This window comes from Polaromonas sp. (genome assembly GCF_013817205.1).
Taxonomy (GTDB): domain Bacteria; phylum Pseudomonadota; class Gammaproteobacteria; order Burkholderiales; family Burkholderiaceae_C; genus Polaromonas.
Map to the genome: position 1 here is coordinate 76,271 of NZ_JACDDD010000003.1, position 15,608 is coordinate 91,878.

Sequence of the window (15,608 nt, forward strand, 5' to 3'; positions counted from 1 at the left end):
GATATTTCACGCCTGACCGTCAACTGCGGCCGGGCTCTTGGGACCTTGGCCGCGGGCCAGGATGTTGACGCGCTGACCCAGCGCGCCATGCAGCAGTAAAAATTCAAGGAGACACCCATGGCTGACCTGATTCTTCACCACTACCCCGCATCGCCTTTCTCGGAAAAGGTCCGGCTCATTCTGGGCTACAAGCAACTGGCCTGGAAGTCCGTGGTCATTCCCAGCCTGATGCCCAAGCCGGATGTGGTGGCGCTGACGGGCGGTTACCGCAAAACGCCTTTCATGCAGATCGGCGCGGACATCTATTGCGACAGCGCCCTGATTTGCGACGTGCTGGAGCACCTGCAGCCCACGCCGGCCTTGTACCCGGAGCCAGGCAAAGGCATGGCCCGCACCCTGGCGCAGTGGGCCGACGAGACACTGTTCTGGACGGCCATGGCCCACAACCTGGGCCCCAAGGGCGCTGCCCACATGTTTGCCGGCGCACCGCCCGAGGCGGCCAAGGCTTTCAGCGAGGACCGTAAGGCCATGCGCATCGGCGTACCCCGCATCCGCCCGCAAGACGCCGCAGCGGCCTACAAGTCGTACCTGCGCCGCCTGTCGGACATGCTTGACAAGCAGCCCTTCCTGCTCGGGCAGGTGCCCTGCATTGCCGACTTTTCGGCTTACCACCCGCTGTGGTTCACGCGTGTGCGCACACCCGTGGTGGCCGACATCCTGCAACTCACGCCGGCGGTGCTCGACTGGATGGACCGCATGGCCGCCATCGGCCAGGGGAGCATGGAAAAATTTGATGCCGCACGGGCCATTGCCATCGCCGCCGAGTCCGACCCCATGCCGGCCGGCCAGGGCCTGCTGACCGACAGCACCTTCCAGGACGAGCACGCTATCCCGCTGGGCAGCTGCGTGAGCATCAGTTCTGAAACTTTTGGCCCGGAGCCAACCACGGGGGAACTGATCGCCGCCACACGCACGCACTACACCCTGCGACGCAGTGACGAACGCGCCGGCACCTTGTATGTGCACTTTCCGCGCATAGGCTATGTGCTGAAAGCTGTCGCCCCGGCATGAACATCACGTGGCGGTTTGCAGCGTTTGATGCACTGTCGGCCGCGGAACTCTATGGAGCCCTGCAACTTCGCACGGAAGTTTTCGTGATGGAGCAAGCCGGCATTTACCAGGACATGGACGGTTTTGACCACTTGGCCGTGCACGTTCTTGGCGCGTCCGATGAGCAGCTTGTGGCTTATGCGCGCTGCTTTCCAGCCGGTGTGAAGTTTACCGAAGCCAGCATAGGGCGCGTGATCACCCGGCAGATCCTGCGGGGAAGCGGCCAGGGGCATGAGCTCATGCGCCACGCTATTTCCTGCGTGTTCGAGCACTGGGGTGCGCAGCCCATACGCATGGGCGCGCAGGCGCGGCTGGAAAAATTTTATGTGCAGCACGGGTTTGTAAAAACCGGCTTGCCCTACATCGAAGACGGCATTTCCCACATCGAGATGCTACGCACCGTTTAATTTTCAGGAGCTACCCATGATCAGCGATTTCAAAGGAAAAACAGCGGTGTTGACCGGCGCCGGTTCGGGCTTCGGGCTGGAATGTGCGCGTTTAGGCGCCAGACTTGGCATGAACCTGGTTCTGGCCGATGTGCAGCAGGACGCCCTCGACAAGGCCGCGGCCGAGATGACCGCCGCCGGCGCGCAGGTGCTGGCTTTCCGCCTTGACGTATCGAAAGCCGCCGAGGTGGAAGCCTTGGGCGCAGCCGTGTTCGCGCGTTTCGGCGCGCCGCATTTTGTCTTCAACAACGCCGGCGTCGGGGCAGGCGGCCTGATCTGGGAAAACACGCTGAAAGACTGGGAATGGGTCATTGGCGTCAACCTGATGGGCGTGGCCCACGGCGTGCGCGTGTTTACGCCCATGATGCTCGACGCCGCCAGAAAAGACCCCGCCTGGCAAGGCCACATCGTCAACACCGCGAGCATGGCCGGTCTGCTCAACGCGCCCAACATGGGCATTTACAACGTCAGCAAACACGCAGTGGTCAGCATGAGCGAAACGCTGTACCAGGACCTGGCGCTGGTGACCGATCAGATCAGCGCCTCGGTGCTGTGCCCCTTCTTCGTGCCCACCGGCATCAGCCAGAGCCACCGCAACCGGCCGGACGGGCTGGAAGCGGTCAAACCCACGCGCAGCCAGCTGATCGGCCAGGCCATGAGCGACAAGGCCGTGGGTTCCGGCAAGGTCACGGCCGCCGAGGTGGCGCAAAAGGTTTTCGACGCGATCGCGGCCAACCAGTTCTATGTCTACAGCCACCCCAAGGCCATTGGCTCGGTGCAGACGCGACTGGAAGACATCCTGCAGGCGCGCAACCCGACCAGCCCGTTCGCGCACAAGCCGGAGCTCGGCGAGGAGTTGAAGAAGGCTTTGCGCGAGGCTTGATACGTCTTGCCACCGGGGCGCTCAACGCCGGCCCGGCGTTATGCGGGCCAGTCGCTTCATGTAGCGCTTGGGGAAGCGCTTAGATCTGGGATTTGAAGTAGTTGAACGAATGAACAAATGCGTCGCGGATTTTTTCTGTTTCCGCAACCATCTTGTCCCATGTGTCTTCGGAAGCCGCTTTCAGCTCTTCGTATTTGGCAACGGCCAGTCGGGACTGGTGACGCAGCTTTGCGACCTCGGCCTTGTAGGCCTCGCGCGCATCTGCCTTGGCTTCCTGGGTCTTTGCTTCCAGTGCGTCCATCTTGGCATTCAGCGTATCGAGTTCGCTTTTCAGCTTCTGGGTATATTCTTCGCGTTTAGACATGGTGTGGTTTCCTTTGAGTTGATTCGGGAATTGCTGAGAGCAGCCTGTTTACCGCGGCTCGGCGCTTGCGCACTGAGCGTCAGTGCCTCTTGAATGTAGCGGTCCAGACCCTGCAGATCTGAGGTGGGTGACCCTCTCTAGCGCGCCATCATTGGGCTCTGTGCCGGACGCGGCTGGAAGACATCATGCAGCCCGCAACCTGACTGCCCGGTTTTGGCACAGCCCCGAAATTGGGTGGAGGCTGAAGAAGGCCAGGGCTAAATGAGTTGTCAAGCCTAGTCGAGCAACCGCCTCGCCGCTGGGAACTGGCCTGACAACACTTGTTCATCGCTCAGTTCAGGGCCTTGCCACATCAGCACGTTGGAAGCGCCGGCACTCAGCGCCGGAACGCCCGGATTTCCAGCTGGGTGAAACCACCGGCGGGGTCTCCCAGCGGATGAAACACGACGCGTGGCGCCATGGCCAGCCAGCTGGCCCCGGTCAGCTTGGGAATGAAGGCTTTCACGAGCTGCTCACTGGCGGTGAAATCTCCCACCATGGTGCGCGGATGGGCAAAAGGGTTGAGAACTTCGACAGAGGGGCTTGCCCGATGCAAAGAAGCCTCAGCGCCCACACCCAGGACTTGCAACTTTTTCGCCCCGCGCAGATGGCGATTTCAGGCACCTCGGAAATGAAAGCCCCGGTCTTGACATTGCGTTCGTCAGCCGCTCTGGCGACAGGCGCAGGTACAGAGGATGGCTGAAGAAGTCGAGCAGGTTCGGCATGGGCCGAATATAGCAAGCACCGCTATGCGCAGACCTACGTGCCCCCGACGGAACGCTCCTGCCCGGAAACTCCCATAATCTTCCTCATGACAGTGACGATTTCACATTCTTCGGCCCGCAGGGAGGAAAGCTCATGCTGACCGCCAACGCACTGCAGTCCGGCCCCATCGAGGTGGTGGACTACCGCTGCAGCACGGGCCCCGATGCCAGGCCTTTCACCGAGGTACACAGCGGTTACTCGGTCTCGTATGTACGCAAGGGCAGCTTCGGCTACCGCACGCGCGGCGAGTGTTATGAACTGGTGGCCGGCTCGGTGCTGGTGGGCCACCCTGGCGATGAGTTCATGTGCACACACGACAACCATGTCTGCGGCGACGAGTGTCTGGCTTTTCACCTCTCGCCGGGTTTTGTCGACCTGATTGGCGGCGACGCCGGCACCTGGCGCACCGGCGGCCTGCCGCCTTTGCCCGAACTCATGGTGCTGGGCGAGCTGGCACAGGCAGCAGCCGAAAGCCGGAGCGATGTCGGCCTGAACGAAGCCGGCCTGTGGTTTGCGTCCCGTTTTGTTGAAGTGGTGTCGGGCCGCAGGCAGACGCCTCAGCGCGCAGGCGGGCGCGACCGCCAGCGCGCGGTCGATGCGGCGATTTGGATCAACGCCCATTCGCACGACGACATCGCGCTGGACCACGCCGCCAGCCAGGCGGGACTGAGCCCTTTTCACTTCCTGCGCCTGTTTTCCCGGGTGCTCGGTGTTTCGCCGCACCAGTATCTGGTGCGCTCCCGGCTGCGCCACGCCGCGCGGCTGCTGGCCAATGGCGACCGATCCGTCACTGATGTGGCGCTGGACGTTGGTTTTGCCGACCTCAGCAACTTCGTGCGCACCTTCCACCGTGCGGCTGGCGTCTCGCCGCGCGCCTTCCGCCAGACCGCCAGAAAAGGGCTGAAAGGGGAGCGCAAGATTCTCCAAGACCGCATGGCCGCGCTGCTCGATGATGGCCGCCTGATCCACTCTTCCAGCAGGAAACCACCATGTACGACCACCTCGGGATAAAAGTCGGCGACCTCGCAACCAGCATCCGTTTTTACGAAGCCGCCCTGGCACCGCTGGGCCATGTGCTGGGTTCTCACGACGACAGCTACGCCGGTATCGGCCCGGCCGACGCGCCGGCCTTGTGGCTTTATGCGGCCAAAGGCGCGCAAGGCCCCGGCACACACATCGCGTTCCGTGCGGCTAGCCACAAGGCGGTGGATGCCTTTTACAAGGCCGGCCTGAAGGCCGGCGCCAGCGGCAACGGCGGACCCGGTCCGCGCCCGGACTACAGCCCGACCTACTACGCAGCCTTTCTGGTCGACCCCGACGGCAACAACGTCGAAGCCGTCTGCCCGTGAAGCGAGAAGCACCATGACCACGGTTTACAAGGAATTCATCGTTGAGGCCGGCGTAAACCAGGTCTGGGACGCGTTGCGTGATTTCGGTGCTGTGCACCAGCGCCTGGCGCCCGGCTTTGTGACAGACTGCCGCCTCGAAGAGGGCGCGCGCGTGGTGACCTTCGCCAACGGCTTGGTGGCGCGTGAACTGCTGGTCGGCCTCGACGAGTCCGCCCGCCGGCTTTGCTATTCAGTGGCGGGCGGCAAGGCGACACACCACCAGGCCTCGGCGCAGGTATTTGCCGAAGGTGAAGACTGGACGCGCTTTGTCTGGATCACCGATGTGCTGCCAGCCGAACTTGCCGGATTTATTGACGCCATGATGGCGCAGGGCATCGAGGTGATGAAACACACACTGTCCCCTCAAACGCTGGCCGGTTCGGGCCACCGAAACGACGCACCTCAGGCGGATTGAAATGCAAACGTCACTTTGACGGCGGGGGCCGCCTGCGTTGGTCCGGCAGGGCGCGCCACGGCAACCGAGGGCGCCACCACCAGGCTGAGGGAAGACGGCTCCATCGCGTAGATCAGCGCACGACGGTGTTCCGTGGTCAGGAAGCTGCCGCCCGCGTCGACCAAGATATCGCGCGGATCATCATCGAGCGTGACCCACAAGCTGCCTTCATGGCAGAGGATTTGCACGCCGGCAGCGTCGGACACGCTGAACATCGCTTGGTGGGCAAGGGTCAGGGCAAAGGGGCTTGAATCGGTTGGCATGGCAGGCCATTCTTTCGTTTTCACATTCGCTATGGAAATGAATGTACTGGCCAGCCCCAGAGTGTTCAAACGTTCATTTGGAATCTTTCGCATGCCGCTACCGAATGTGAAGTCAGCATCCTCCCTGGTGCTTGCCCAGGGCATACGCCGCAGCGACTGCCGCGGCTGGACCTGCTTTACAGCTTTGAAGCGGCCGCGCGCAACCTCAGCTTCACCGTCGCTGCAACCGAGCTGTTCTTGACGCAATCCGCCGTCAGCCGGCAAATCCAGCAACTCGAGGCAGACCTGGGCGTGGCCTTGTTCGAGCGCCGCCATCGCGCGCTGGTGCTCACCGATGCGGGCCGGGTCATGTACCGCGCTGTGGGCGACTGCCTGGAGCGCCTGCGCGACGCCACCGCCAGCGTGCGCGCGCCCACCGCGCTGCGGCAGGTCGCCATTACCACCACGCCGGGCTTTGCCTCGCTCTGGCTGATTCCGCGCTTGGCCGGCTTTACCGCGACGCACCCCGGGGTTGATGTGCGAATCTCCGCCACACTGGAAGTGCTGGACCTGGAGCGAAGCGGCATCGACGTGTCCGTCCGTTTGAGGGCCATCGAAAATGCGAAGGGTCGCTCCCTGTTCGATGAAACCGTCACGCCGGTGTGTTCTCCCGCATTGCTCAAGAACAGGGCCCTGCCTCTGAAAAAGCCGGCAGATCTTGCCAATCACACCCTGCTGGCCATTGACATGCCTCTGGGCAAGCCGCTGACCATGGACTGGGAACCCTGGTTTCGTGTGATGGGCCTGCCGGACCTGCGCATGAAGAACACCTTGCGCTTTTCGCAGTATTCCGACGTGGTGGCCGCAGCGGTGGCGGGGCAGGGCGTTGCGATAGGCCGCCTGCCGCTTCTGGCCGAACTGTTGCGTGACGGCAGGCTGGTTGCACCTTTCAGCGCTGCCGCATCACATTTTGGCTATTTCGTGAATGTCGCACCACGCTCGGCCGGCAACAGCGATGCGCAGGATTTCGTGAATTGGCTGCTGGCAGAAGCCGGTCCGGCGCCGATTGTTTACGCCTGACGAATGAACACTAGCGGTACTGCGCCGCCGAGATGAATTCGGTTAAGGTCTCGCACCAGGCCAGCACCGTGGTGTATTGCGCGACACCCACGCCTTCGGGCACCGGCACGACGAAGTTCCCCCGGAAAATGGGACCCCTGGTTCCTCTTGATGGACCGGCTCTGCATACGCCTGAAAAACACGCCACGCCTTTCGCAGCATTTGGCTGTAATTGCGGCAGCCGTCGTTAGTCCCGGGTCACCCCGGCGAGCCGCGTCCGCAGATCAGCAAGCAGCCAACGTCCAGCTTTTCCCGGCGCTCGATCGCGCAGGTGCGCAGCGTAGATCGTCAGACCCTCTGCAGGGTTGGTATCTTCTGCAATCTCGATCAGCGCAAGTCGGCCAGCCGCCAGTGGTCCTGCAATGAGATGCATGGGCATCCTGCACCAGCCGAATCCCGCGAGCAGAAAATCGAGACGCCGCCCGAGATCGACAAATCGCCACAGCCTGTCCGCAACCAGCCCGTAATCGGGACCTGCTGAATCGACCGGATCGGACAGGACAAGCTGCACATAAGGCGCCAGATCATCGCGCTCCGCTGGTCGCCCCAACGCAGCGAGCGGGTGGTCGCGCGAAACCACGGCATACAGCCGGGTACGCATGAGCGGAAAGGCGACGATGTCTTCCGGCACAACGGGCAGCAGCAGGCAGATCGCCAGGGCCGCCGTCTGGCTGCGCAAGCGTCGTAACGAGCCGCCCAACCCTTCCGTCGAGAAGGTGACTGGGAGATCGGGAAAAGCGCTGTTCAGCGCCCGAATGCTCTCGATCAGCGGCCCGCTCGGAACCAGTGGATCGATGGCCAGCGCCAACTCGGGTTCCAGCCCGGCGCGCGTCCCGGCAGCCACGGCTTCAAACTTCCTCGCGGTGGCCAGCACCCTTCGAGCCTGTTCGACCAACACCCGGCCGATTTCTGTCATCCGGGGGCGGTGCCCGCTGCGGTCAAACAGGAGCACCCCCTGCACCTCTTCAAGGGTCGCCACCGCTTGGCTGATAGAGGATTGCGCGCGATGGAGCTTTCGACCTGCGGCGGAAAAGCTTCCTGCGTCCGCAATGCTGACGAGGACACGCAGTTGGTCGAGAGTGAGACTGCCAATCATGATTCATCAGTTTAGCCGATGGATCTAATCGGTTTTTTATCGCTTACGAAAGGGGCGGGAAATCCCTATATTCGTTACTTCAAATCACCTACCACCAGGAACCAGGATGCCCAAACTTCTCATCGTAGAAACCAGCCCACGAGGTGAATCTTCTATTTCCCGTCAAATGACGCGGCGCTTTTTGACCCACTGGCAGGCCGCGCATCCGCAGGGCGAAGTTGTCGTGCGCGATCTCGCAAAAATCGAACTTCCGCACGTCAACGCTCCGTGGCTGTCAGCCTACTTCACCCCTGAAGAGAAGCATTCTCCGGAAATGAAAGAGGCGCTTCGCTTGTCGGACGCGCTGGTGGCCGAGGTCCTTGCCGCCGATCACCTCCTGATCGCGACCCCCGTGTACAACTACAACGTGCCAGCGGCACTCAAGGCCTGGATCGACCACATCGTTCGCAAGGGGCAGACGCTCGGCATCGACGGCAAAGGTCTCGTCACAGGCAAGAAGGCAACGGTACTGATCGCTTCGGGCGGGGTGTACACAGAAGGCTCCCCGATCCGCGACCGAGACATCGCTGCGCAGTACCTCCGGCTGATTCTCAACGTCATCGGCATCACAGATGTGACCATCGTTGCCGGAGGCGCAGCGAAGTTAGTCGACATGGGTGAAGAAACGATGGATGCGTTCGTAGCCAAGCACGCGACTGCGATCAAACAAGCCGCGATGGTATGAGAGATGCGATTCGTCAAGTTGCATCGTCAGCGCACTCGCGAAGCCACTCAATCTTCAAGCACAGCGGGGATCAATTAACTTTCAACCGGGCTCACTCCGAATGATGGGTGCGGCACCAAGGGGGTAGATCAAAGTCAGCGGACCTCAGCCGAGCAGCTCAGGCTGAGCGCCTGCAAGGTCTTGCCGCTTTGCGGTTCAAACACCACCAGGTTGATCTGCCGTTCATGGCCGGGCGTGGCGGCAATGCTGCGAAAGGCCAGTTTCTGCGGTGTGCTGCCGCTCTTGTAAACCCCTGCCTGGGTGTACTGACGCACAACAAAATCGTGTTTCAGGAACTCCCCGGCGTTCTCGCCGGCCTTGACCTTTGAGCTGTGGCCGTGCTCGGTCACCGTCCAGTAGGCGGACCATGCCTGCGCAGCGTCAGTCGCCGGCGCCTGGGTGACCGTGGCTTCAAACTGGTCGTCAGCCAGCCGCTTCAGGGAAACATGGACAGTGGCAATGCTGCGGGAACCGGTGATGCGCGACTGCGCGTTACCCCATTGCGGCCAGTCCCGGCCATTGACCACCACCTGCGGCGTGTAGATGTTGCGCAGCCGGTTTTGGGCAGCAATCTCGCGCTGGCGGCTGGTGTGGGCCGGGCTGGCAAAGCGGTCCACCCAACCGATGTGGTCCCAGTACCCCACGTGAAAAGCCTGTACCACCACGTCCTTGCCTTTGAAACCCGAGACCCACTGGTCAGCCGGCGGGCAGGAACTGCAGCCTTCCGAGGTGTAGAGCTCCAGCACCGGGGTCACCAAGGAGCCGGAACTTGCGATGCATTGATTTTGCATGCCAAATGTGACTGTAGCCCCCGTCAGCAAAGCGCAGGCAGCTATGATTTTGGGAGCAGATGAAAACATGGCCGGAATCCTTTTGATCGGTGTTCCGGTTGGTCGCGCGGCACGGCGACTTCTTACAGCCGCTGCGGGGCAGATGCGCGAGACTTCCTCAGCGCAGGACCGGGCTCCCGGCCAGCACAGGCGCACGAGGGACGCCATCACGGTTTTCCAGCCGGTCTTCCAGCTCGCCAATGTAAGCGGCCAGGGTGTTGCCGGACTGGTCAATTTTTTCGGCCAGGGCTTGCTGGCTCTGCGCCACCCGTTCGGACATCACCGTGACATGGGCCGCCTCACGTTGCTGGGCGGCAAGTGCCTGGGCTTCCAGGTAGCTGCGCAGCTCGGTGAAACGCGAAGCCTCAGCCTTGTCGGCGAGGTCGCGCTGGGCATGTAATTCACGCGCGGTTTGCCGGTTTTCAATCAGGTGGGCGCTCTGGATGTACAAGGTGCTGGCCAGAAACAGCAGCAGCGCGGCCGCCAGAATCACCAACATGACCAGGCCCAGAGGCGCCTGCACCGTGGTGAAACCCAGGCTTAACAGGGCGGGGCGGGTAAATTCATCCATGTTCAGCGCGGCAAAACCAACCATCAACACAATGGCAACAATCAACACCATGGTTCGGATACGCATGCTAAATACTCCTCGGAATGTAGGCCCCATCTTCTGTGGCAAGGGCAGCGCCGTCTGTAGGAAAAAGGCCTGAATCCTCGCTTCCGTCCACGCCTCAGCCCGGGCCGGGCAGCCGCAGGTCCGGCGGCGAGTGCGGCGGTGCGGGCGGCGCCTCCTCGATCACGTCGGCAGCTTCTTCATTGAGTGCCTGGCCTGCCTGCTTGGGCCGCGTGAGCGGGGTCGGGGTCCAGCGCCCACCGTGCATCAGGTCAATGCCGCTGCTGATGTCGCCGCACAACTGCAGTTGCAGGCGCTCGGCGTCGCGGCGGCGGATGTCCTCGGCAATCTCGGCCACTTCGGTTTCTTCCACGCCCAGGCGACGCAAGGCCTCGCTGCTGAAGGCCAGGGCTGATTCCAGGGTCTCCCGCATCTGGTAGTCCACGCCGCTGCGGATCAGTTCGATCGCGTGCTGGCGGTCATAGGAGCGCGCCAGGATGGGTATCAGCGGAAACTCGTGTTTGACCAGTTCGACGATGCGCGTGGTGGCCGCCTTGTTGTCCACGCAGACCAGAATGGCCCGTGCATGCGCAGCGCCGCTGGCGTGCAACACGTCCATGCGCGTGCCGTCGCCGTAATAAACCTTGAAGCCGAATCTGGCCGCACTGCGGATCATGTCGGTGTCGTTTTCGATCAGCGCGATATCGATACCGCGTGCCAGCAGCGCCTGACTGGCAATCTGCCCAAAGCGACCGAAGCCAATGATCAGCACGCTGCCCTTGATCTCGCGCGCTTCCTCGACACTTTCGATGCCGTCCAGGTCAGCCTCGGGCTCTGCGGGCGTGACCCAGCGCAGCGCAAATACCGCCAGCGGCGTCAGCGCCATCGAGATGATGATGGTTGCCGTCAATATCGCATTGACACTGGCTTGCACAATCCCGGCCGCAGCCGCAGCCGAATACAGCACAAAGGCAAATTCGCCGCCCTGGGCCATCAGCGCCGTTCGCTGCAGCGCGTCGCCGTGGCTGGACCTGGTAACCCGCGCCACCGCATAGATGCCCAGTCCCTTGAATAGCATGTAGGCCAGCACACCACCGAGGATCAGCGGCCAGTCGGCCAGCACCAGCGGCATGTCCAGCGACATGCCCACGCCCATGAAAAACAGGCCCAGCAAAATGCCGCGGAAGGGTTCGATGTCTGCCTCGAGCTGATGCCTGAAAGTCGATTCGGACAACATCACGCCCGCGGCAAACGCGCCCATGGCCATGGACAGCCCGCCCCACTGCATGGCCAGCGCAGAACCCAGCACCACCAGCAGCGCGGCCGCGGTCATGACCTCGCGCGCATGCGCCTTGGCGAGGATGCGAAACAGCGGGTTTAGCAGCCAGCGGCTGACTGCCACCAGGCCGACGAAGGCAGCCAGCGCCGCACCAATCGTGACCCAGCGTGAGACGCCGCCCGCAGCAGCAGGCGCCATGAAAGCAACGATGGCCAGCAGCGGCACGATGGCCAGGTCTTCCAGCAGCAAGATGGACACCATGCGCTGGCCGCGCGGGGTCGAAGTGTCGCCGCGCTCGTCGAGCAACTGCATCACGATGGCGGTGGAGGACAGCACGAAACCCATGGCCGCGATAAAGGCCACCGGCAGCTTGAACCCGGCCAGAACGCCGACCCCGGTCAGCAGCGCGCCGCAAACGACGACCTGCAACAGGCCCAGGCCGAAAATTTCGCGGCGCAGCTTCCACAGGCGGGTCGGCTGCATTTCGAGGCCGATGACGAACAGAAACATCACCACGCCGAGTTCGGCCACATGCAGGATGGTCCCGGCCTCGCTGAAAAAACCCATGCCGAAAGGGCCGATGGCAAGGCCTGCCGCCAGATAACCAAGCACCGAGCCCAGGCCGAGGCGTTTGAACAGCGGCACCGCCAGCACGCCAGCACCCAGCAAAACCACCACCTTGACCAGCTCGCTGCCTTGTTCGACTGCCATGAATGTCCTGTGTGCTGCTCGATGGATGAGAGGGGGAGGGGAGGTGAACATGGTAGCGGACTTTGGCGACCCGTCGGCGCTGCGGCATGTGGCAAACTCGCCCCTTTTCCTTCCAGCTTGTCCCAGCGTATTCCAGACATTCCATGCAAAAAATCATTCGCCAGATCGCCGCCGAAATCAAAGTCCAGGAGCATCAGGTCAAAACCGCGGTGGAGCTGCTCGACGGCGGCGCCACCGTGCCTTTTATCGCGCGTTACCGCAAGGAGGTCACCGGTGGTCTCGACGACATCCAGCTGCGCGAACTCGAATTCCGCCTCGGCTATCTGCGCGAGCTGGAAGAGCGGCGCGAAGCCGTGCTCAAAAGCATTGAGGAGCAAGGCAAACTGACGTCCGAACTGGCTGCCGCGATTGCCGCCGCGCCGACCAAGCAGGAACTGGAAGACCTGTATTTGCCCTTCAAGCAGAAACGTCGCACCAAGGGCCAGATGGCGCGTGAAGCCGGCTTGGAGCCGCTCGCCGACAAGCTGTTTGCCGATCCCTCGCTGGTGCCGGCAGACGAGGCCATGGCCTTCGTCAAGGCCGAAAAAATGGAAAGCGGTGACGACTTCACCACGGTGCAGGCCGTGCTGGACGGCGTGCGCGACATCCTCAGTGAACGCTGGGCGGAAGACGCGGCGCTGCTGCAGATGTTGCGCCAGTGGCTGTGGAGTGAAGGGCTGCTGTCGTCCAAGCTGGTCGCCGGCAAGGATGAAAACAACGCCGATACAGCCAAGTTTCGGGATTATTTCGACTACGACGAACCGATTGGCCGCGTGCCGTCACACCGGGCGCTGGCGGTGTTCCGCGGCCGTGGGCTCGAGATCCTCGACGCCAAGCTGCTGTTGCCCGAGATGCCCGAGCCGGGCAAACCCAGCATCGCGGAGGGGAAAATCGCCATCCACCTCGGCTGGAGCCACAAGGGCAGGGCGGCCGACGACCTGCTGCGCAAATGTGTGGCCTGGACCTGGAAGGTCAAGCTGAGCCTGTCCATCGAGCGTGACCTGTTCAGCCGCCTGCGTGAAGATGCCGAAAAAGTCGCCATCAAGGTCTTCGCCGACAACTTGCGCGACCTGCTGCTGGCTGCCCCGGCTGGCCCGCGCGTGGTGATGGGGCTGGACCCCGGCATACGTACCGGCGTCAAGGTCGCAGTGGTCGATGCCACCGGCAAGTTGGTCGAAACGGCGACGGTGTATCCGCATGAGCCGCGCAAGGACTGGGACGGCTCGCTCCACACCCTGGCCAAACTCTGCGAGAAACACGGCGTGAACCTGATCGCCATTGGCAACGGCACGGCCAGCCGCGAAACTGACAAACTCGCCGCCGACCTGATCAAGGGTTTGGCGAAAGTCGAACAAGTGATTGAAAAGGTCGTGGTCAGCGAAGCCGGCGCCTCCGTCTACTCCGCCAGCGAGTTCGCCAGCCAGGAGATGCCCGATGTAGACGTCAGCCTGCGCGGCGCAGCGAGCATTGCGCGCCGGCTGCAGGACCCGCTGGCCGAGCTGGTCAAGATCGACCCCAAGTCCATCGGCGTGGGCCAGTACCAGCACGACGTCAACCAGAGTGACCTGATGCGCAGCCTGGACACGGTAGTGGAAGACTGTGTGAACAGCGTGGGTGTGGACCTGAACACCGCCAGCGTGCCGCTGCTGGCGAGGGTTTCGGGCTTGAGCAACACTGTGGCCAAGGCGGTGGTGCGCTGGCGCGACGCCAACGGCGCGTTTGCATCACGCGCCGATTTGCTGAAGGTCAGCGGCCTGGGCGCCAAAACTTTTGAACAAAGCGCCGGCTTTTTGCGCCTGCGCAGCCAAGCCGAAGGCAGCAACCCGCTGGACATGACCGGGGTGCACCCCGAAACCTACCCGGTGGTGGAAAAAATCATGGCCCACACCGGCAAGCCGGTGGCCGAGCTGATGGGCCGAGCCGACATGCTCAAGACGCTGAAACCCGAGCTGTTTGCCAACGAGCAGTTCGGCGTGATCACCGTGAAGGACATCATCGCCGAGCTCGAAAAACCCGGCCGCGACCCGCGCCCCGACTTCAAGGTGGCGCGTTTCAACGACGGCGTGGAAGACATCAAGGATTTGAAAGAAGGCATGACGCTCGAAGGCACAGTCAGCAACGTCGCCGCCTTCGGCGCCTTCATCGACATCGGCGTACACCAGGACGGCCTGGTGCATGTGAGCCAGTTGTCCAACAAGTTCGTCACCGATGCGCGCGAAGTCGTCAAAACCGGCGACATCGTGAAAGTGCGCGTGACCGAGGTCGACGTGGCGCGCAAACGCATTGGGTTGACCATGAAGCTGGACGCGGCGCCGGCCAGACGTGAAGCGCCGCGCGACAACCGTTTCGAAGGCGCACGGCCAGGCCAGGGGCAAAATCGCGGCGGCAATTACGGCGGCGGTCAGGGCAGGGTGCCGCAGCCGGCGGCGTCAACGGCCATGGAATCGGCCTTCAGCAAGCTGGCAGGGCTCAAGAAATAGGCTTGTGACAAGAATCAAGCATGAAATTAGGCTCCGGTCCCTGCTGCGCCTGCGTTGACAGCTATCAATATGAGAGCAATCTTCGAATCCGACGGGATCGCGCGAAACCGTCGACTGACCTATAATCTAGACAGTCTAGCCAGATGTTTATACTGGAGGTCACATGCAAACATCCCCTACACCGAAGATTACCGATACCCAGCTTCCGCAGTGGCAGCTCCAAGAAGCCAAAAACCGCTTCAGCGCCGTCGTCAAGGCCGCAGCCAGTGGCCCGGCCCAGGTCGTTACGGTGCATGGCGTGCCTGCCGCCGTTGTTTTGTCACCCGAAGCCTATGAGCGGCTGGTGGCGGTTGCGGCACCGGCGCAAAGCCTGTCGGAGGCGCTGCGCTGTCCTGAACTGGACGCCGCCGATGAAGCGCTGTTTGAACGCAATCGCAGGGTCAACCCGGTGCGTGAGCTGAGCTTGTGAACGCCTTGCTCGACACTTGCGTGCTGTCGGAGTACGCCAAACGCGAACCGCACGCTGGCGTCATCGCCTGGCTGGACGCACAGACCGAGTCTGGCCTGTTTATCAGCGCCCTGAGTCTGGCCGAAATTGAAAAAGGCATCCTCAAGCTGGCCGCCAAAGATGGCAGCGCTGCGCGTGCCGCGCACCTGGCTGAATGGCTGGGCAAGCTGACGGATCGCTTTGCCGCGCGTACCTTGCCTGTGGACGCGGCCGTGTGGCGCGTCTGGGCACAGCAGTCCGCGCAGGCCGAGCTGGAAGGGCAGCCGGTCTCGCCCCTGGACGGTTTGCTGCTGGCCACCGCCCAATGCCACGGTCTGACCGTGGTCACGCGCAATGTGGCCGACTTTGCGCGCTATCCGCAGGTGTTCAATCCGTGGGCGCTGGCCACATGAGCGCCAAAGCCCTCCGCATCTACGCCGGCCCCAAGGCGCGCCTGCATATTGAACAGCACGGCCTGAACCCGCAGGACATCCGTGTGG

18 protein-coding genes are annotated in these 15,608 nt (G+C 62.6%); 11 read left to right on the forward strand and 7 right to left on the reverse strand.

Features of this window, described 5'->3' with window-relative positions; genetic code table 11:
• Nucleotides 1-117: 117 nt before the first annotated feature.
• Genes H0W47_RS01380 through H0W47_RS01390 form a run of 3 tightly spaced genes read left to right on the forward strand, consistent with a single transcriptional unit; the run spans nucleotide 118 to nucleotide 2,439 of the window.
• Nucleotides 118-1,071, forward strand: coding sequence for a glutathione S-transferase family protein (locus H0W47_RS01380; protein WP_296919653.1), 954 nt, complete (start codon nucleotides 118-120; stop codon nucleotides 1,069-1,071).
• Nucleotides 1,068-1,517: a GNAT family N-acetyltransferase gene (locus tag H0W47_RS01385; RefSeq protein WP_296919655.1), complete on the forward strand. Its 450-nt coding sequence runs from the start codon at nucleotides 1,068-1,070 to the stop codon at nucleotides 1,515-1,517. Before H0W47_RS01380 ends, H0W47_RS01385 begins: the two co-directional genes overlap by 4 nt.
• Before the next feature lie 16 nt (nucleotides 1,518-1,533).
• Nucleotides 1,534-2,439 (forward strand): SDR family oxidoreductase, encoded by a 906-nt coding sequence (locus tag H0W47_RS01390; RefSeq protein WP_296919656.1) that lies wholly within the window; start codon nucleotides 1,534-1,536, stop codon nucleotides 2,437-2,439.
• 79 nt (nucleotides 2,440-2,518) lie between these two features.
• Here H0W47_RS01390 and H0W47_RS01395 read toward each other — a convergent pair whose 3' ends face one another.
• Together H0W47_RS01395 and H0W47_RS01400 are read right to left on the reverse strand one after the other, a co-directional pair.
• On the reverse strand, nucleotides 2,519-2,803 hold the full coding sequence (locus tag H0W47_RS01395) for a hypothetical protein (RefSeq protein WP_296919657.1): 285 nt from the start codon (nucleotides 2,801-2,803) through the stop codon (nucleotides 2,519-2,521).
• Nucleotides 2,804-3,179: 376 nt separating this feature from the next.
• Complete coding sequence (locus H0W47_RS01400) at nucleotides 3,180-3,341, reverse strand: hypothetical protein (protein WP_296919659.1); 162 nt, start codon at nucleotides 3,339-3,341, stop codon at nucleotides 3,180-3,182.
• A 359-nt stretch (nucleotides 3,342-3,700) separates the two neighbouring features.
• Here H0W47_RS01400 and H0W47_RS01405 point away from each other — a divergent pair, with 359 nt between their 5' ends.
• Genes H0W47_RS01405 through H0W47_RS01415 form a run of 3 tightly spaced genes read left to right on the forward strand, consistent with a single transcriptional unit; the run spans nucleotide 3,701 to nucleotide 5,410 of the window.
• Nucleotides 3,701-4,618, forward strand: a complete 918-nt coding sequence (locus H0W47_RS01405; RefSeq protein WP_296919661.1) for a helix-turn-helix domain-containing protein — start codon at nucleotides 3,701-3,703, stop codon at nucleotides 4,616-4,618.
• Nucleotides 4,597-4,956, forward strand: a complete 360-nt coding sequence (locus H0W47_RS01410) for a VOC family protein (RefSeq protein ID WP_296919663.1) — start codon at nucleotides 4,597-4,599, stop codon at nucleotides 4,954-4,956. Before H0W47_RS01405 ends, H0W47_RS01410 begins: the two co-directional genes overlap by 22 nt.
• 13 nt (nucleotides 4,957-4,969) lie before the next feature.
• Nucleotides 4,970-5,410 carry an SRPBCC family protein gene (locus H0W47_RS01415; protein ID WP_296919665.1) on the forward strand — a complete coding sequence of 147 codons (441 nt, stop codon included), beginning with the start codon at nucleotides 4,970-4,972 and terminating at the stop codon, nucleotides 5,408-5,410.
• Here the strand turns inward: H0W47_RS01415 and H0W47_RS01420 are convergent.
• Nucleotides 5,398-5,958 carry a DUF2917 domain-containing protein gene (locus H0W47_RS01420; protein WP_296919667.1) on the reverse strand — a complete coding sequence of 187 codons (561 nt, stop codon included), beginning with the start codon at nucleotides 5,956-5,958 and terminating at the stop codon, nucleotides 5,398-5,400. The two genes, H0W47_RS01415 and H0W47_RS01420, sit on opposite strands and share 13 nt — an antisense overlap.
• On the opposite strand from H0W47_RS01420, the gene H0W47_RS01425 reads away from it, so the two are divergent.
• Entirely contained in the window at nucleotides 5,884-6,771 is an 888-nt protein-coding gene (locus H0W47_RS01425; protein WP_296919691.1) for a LysR substrate-binding domain-containing protein, read from the forward strand. The genes H0W47_RS01420 and H0W47_RS01425 overlap by 75 nt on opposite strands.
• A gap of 226 nt (nucleotides 6,772-6,997) precedes the next feature.
• On the opposite strand, the gene H0W47_RS01430 is transcribed toward H0W47_RS01425, so the two are convergent.
• Nucleotides 6,998-7,906, reverse strand: a complete 909-nt coding sequence (locus H0W47_RS01430; RefSeq protein ID WP_296919669.1) for a LysR family transcriptional regulator — start codon at nucleotides 7,904-7,906, stop codon at nucleotides 6,998-7,000.
• A 106-nt stretch (nucleotides 7,907-8,012) separates the two neighbouring features.
• Between H0W47_RS01430 and H0W47_RS01435 the strand changes: the two genes are divergently transcribed.
• Nucleotides 8,013-8,630, forward strand: a complete 618-nt coding sequence (locus H0W47_RS01435; protein WP_296919672.1) for an NAD(P)H-dependent oxidoreductase — start codon at nucleotides 8,013-8,015, stop codon at nucleotides 8,628-8,630.
• A gap of 134 nt (nucleotides 8,631-8,764) precedes the next feature.
• Here H0W47_RS01435 and H0W47_RS01440 read toward each other — a convergent pair whose 3' ends face one another.
• From H0W47_RS01440 to H0W47_RS01450, 3 genes are all read right to left on the reverse strand, one after another.
• Nucleotides 8,765-9,460: a thioredoxin family protein gene (locus H0W47_RS01440; protein WP_296919674.1), complete on the reverse strand. Its 696-nt coding sequence runs from the start codon at nucleotides 9,458-9,460 to the stop codon at nucleotides 8,765-8,767.
• Nucleotides 9,461-9,617: 157 nt separating this feature from the next.
• Nucleotides 9,618-10,136, reverse strand: coding sequence for a hypothetical protein (locus H0W47_RS01445; RefSeq protein WP_296919675.1), 519 nt, complete (start codon nucleotides 10,134-10,136; stop codon nucleotides 9,618-9,620).
• Between the two features lie 94 nt (nucleotides 10,137-10,230).
• Complete coding sequence (locus H0W47_RS01450) at nucleotides 10,231-12,102, reverse strand: monovalent cation:proton antiporter-2 (CPA2) family protein (RefSeq protein ID WP_296919676.1); 1,872 nt, start codon at nucleotides 12,100-12,102, stop codon at nucleotides 10,231-10,233.
• 143 nt (nucleotides 12,103-12,245) lie between these two features.
• Here H0W47_RS01450 and H0W47_RS01455 point away from each other — a divergent pair, with 143 nt between their 5' ends.
• The 3 genes from H0W47_RS01455 (at nucleotide 12,246) to H0W47_RS01465 (ending at nucleotide 15,521) form a co-directional block, all read left to right on the forward strand.
• Nucleotides 12,246-14,621, forward strand: coding sequence for a Tex family protein (locus H0W47_RS01455; protein ID WP_296919678.1), 2,376 nt, complete (start codon nucleotides 12,246-12,248; stop codon nucleotides 14,619-14,621).
• Between the two features lie 163 nt (nucleotides 14,622-14,784).
• Nucleotides 14,785-15,090 carry a type II toxin-antitoxin system Phd/YefM family antitoxin gene (locus H0W47_RS01460; protein WP_296919680.1) on the forward strand — a complete coding sequence of 102 codons (306 nt, stop codon included), beginning with the start codon at nucleotides 14,785-14,787 and terminating at the stop codon, nucleotides 15,088-15,090.
• On the forward strand, nucleotides 15,087-15,521 hold the full coding sequence (locus H0W47_RS01465) for a type II toxin-antitoxin system VapC family toxin (protein ID WP_296919682.1): 435 nt from the start codon (nucleotides 15,087-15,089) through the stop codon (nucleotides 15,519-15,521). The genes H0W47_RS01460 and H0W47_RS01465 overlap by 4 nt, the downstream gene beginning before the upstream one ends.
• Nucleotides 15,522-15,608: the final 87 nt, after the last annotated feature.

Excerpts from the sequence above, each read along its gene's own strand:
- H0W47_RS01415 (WP_296919665.1), top strand. The coding sequence starts at position 4,970 with ATGACCACGGTTTACAAGGAATTCATCGTTGAGGCCGGCGTAAACCAG.
- H0W47_RS01380 (WP_296919653.1), top strand. The coding sequence starts at position 118 with ATGGCTGACCTGATTCTTCACCACTACCCCGCATCGCCTTTCTCGGAA.
- H0W47_RS01455 (WP_296919678.1), top strand. The coding sequence starts at position 12,246 with ATGCAAAAAATCATTCGCCAGATCGCCGCCGAAATCAAAGTCCAGGAG.
- H0W47_RS01385 (WP_296919655.1), top strand. The coding sequence starts at position 1,068 with ATGAACATCACGTGGCGGTTTGCAGCGTTTGATGCACTGTCGGCCGCG.
- H0W47_RS01410 (WP_296919663.1), top strand. The coding sequence starts at position 4,597 with ATGTACGACCACCTCGGGATAAAAGTCGGCGACCTCGCAACCAGCATC.
- H0W47_RS01450 (WP_296919676.1), bottom strand. The coding sequence starts at position 12,102 with ATGGCAGTCGAACAAGGCAGCGAGCTGGTCAAGGTGGTGGTTTTGCTG.
- H0W47_RS01445 (WP_296919675.1), bottom strand. The coding sequence starts at position 10,136 with ATGCGTATCCGAACCATGGTGTTGATTGTTGCCATTGTGTTGATGGTT.
- H0W47_RS01390 (WP_296919656.1), top strand. The coding sequence starts at position 1,534 with ATGATCAGCGATTTCAAAGGAAAAACAGCGGTGTTGACCGGCGCCGGT.
- H0W47_RS01440 (WP_296919674.1), bottom strand. The coding sequence starts at position 9,460 with ATGCAAAATCAATGCATCGCAAGTTCCGGCTCCTTGGTGACCCCGGTG.
- H0W47_RS01435 (WP_296919672.1), top strand. The coding sequence starts at position 8,013 with ATGCCCAAACTTCTCATCGTAGAAACCAGCCCACGAGGTGAATCTTCT.
- H0W47_RS01460 (WP_296919680.1), top strand. The coding sequence starts at position 14,785 with ATGCAAACATCCCCTACACCGAAGATTACCGATACCCAGCTTCCGCAG.
- H0W47_RS01400 (WP_296919659.1), bottom strand. The coding sequence starts at position 3,341 with ATGGTGGGAGATTTCACCGCCAGTGAGCAGCTCGTGAAAGCCTTCATT.
- H0W47_RS01430 (WP_296919669.1), bottom strand. The coding sequence starts at position 7,906 with ATGATTGGCAGTCTCACTCTCGACCAACTGCGTGTCCTCGTCAGCATT.
- H0W47_RS01395 (WP_296919657.1), bottom strand. The coding sequence starts at position 2,803 with ATGTCTAAACGCGAAGAATATACCCAGAAGCTGAAAAGCGAACTCGAT.
- H0W47_RS01405 (WP_296919661.1), top strand. The coding sequence starts at position 3,701 with ATGCTGACCGCCAACGCACTGCAGTCCGGCCCCATCGAGGTGGTGGAC.